Origin of the sequence: Novosphingobium sp. B1 (genome assembly GCF_900176395.1) — a bacterium.
In the GTDB taxonomy this organism is placed as follows: Bacteria; Pseudomonadota; Alphaproteobacteria; order Sphingomonadales; family Sphingomonadaceae; genus Novosphingobium.
On sequence record NZ_FWXL01000068.1, the window covers coordinates 1 to 1,058 of the forward strand.

Consider the following 1,058-nt stretch of genomic DNA (forward strand, 5'->3'; position numbering starts at 1 on the left):
TTTCCTGCCCCTTTTATGTGGTGCCGCCCTACGGGCGCCGATATGGGAGGGCGGCAATCCGATTGACCAACGATCGAGGTAGAACCCTGCTCGCCAAATATGTGAGCTGGTTGCCCATCCCCGGTATGGCGAAGGATTGCCGATAAACCAGAGCGTGGACTGCATGGGCCGCGCACCGGTCAACGTCCATCAAACCCAACCTCCCCCACTTCAAATCGCTGAGGGCAGCCATGTCTGTGTCGATTCCACCGGGTGCAAAAGACCCAACACTCACTCCCGTCCCGGCAAGCTCCACGGAAAGCGCTCGCATGAGGGTGCTCACATAGGCTTTCGACGCGCCGTAGACCGCTTGGAAGGGCACGGATGTTTCGCCCGCCAGGCTCGACACGGCGATTACTGAGGATTCAAACGGCTGCTCCCTGAAAATCGCAATCAGGCGAGCCAGCAAATCCGTGAAACCGAGTATGTTTGTTTCAATTACCTCGGCATAAGTGTCGGCACGGCCTGCATCAAATGAACCAACGCTCGTCATTCCGGCAACCAACAAAGCGGCTGTTACTTGCAATTCTGCAACCTTAGCCGCGATTTTCTCCCTGCCCTCGATTTCACGTTGATCAGCCACTATAATCTCGCACGGCACATTGAACCGCTCGTCAATTTCGGTCTGTAGCTCCCGCAAGTTGTCGAGCCTTCGTCCAACAATCAGGGGCTTGGCCTGGTACGATGCCGCCAAGCGGAGGGCGGACGCTCTGCCCAAACCGGTCGAAGCCCCTGTGACCAGCACCCACGAGTTCTTGATCGCCAGCGGTTTCACGCGTTTTCCAGAGCCTTGTATAGGGCGGTTTTGCCGATCTTGAGCCGGGCCGCCGCCTCACGAACAGTGAGGCCCGCTGCGATATGCGCCCGCGCTTTACGTAGTTTGTCGGGGGTAACGACAGGCCGGCGACCACCCTTGTTGCCCCGCTCGCGTGCGGCCTTGAGGCCGGCATGAGTGCGTTCACGGATCAGGTCACGCTCGAATTGGGCCAGCGAGCCGAAGATGTTGAACACCAGCATGC

General features: G+C 58.7%; 2 protein-coding genes. Both read right to left on the reverse strand.

Translation table 11 applies throughout. The annotated features are described in order from the left end of the window. Nucleotides 1-28 precede the first annotated feature (28 nt). Complete coding sequence (locus B9A23_RS22080; protein WP_004213209.1) at nucleotides 29-814, reverse strand: SDR family NAD(P)-dependent oxidoreductase; 786 nt, start codon at nucleotides 812-814, stop codon at nucleotides 29-31. Next, nucleotides 811-1,058 (reverse strand): recombinase family protein (locus B9A23_RS22085; protein ID WP_084281548.1); only part of this gene is annotated, 248 nt, incomplete at its 5' end. The genes B9A23_RS22080 and B9A23_RS22085, both read right to left, overlap by 4 nt.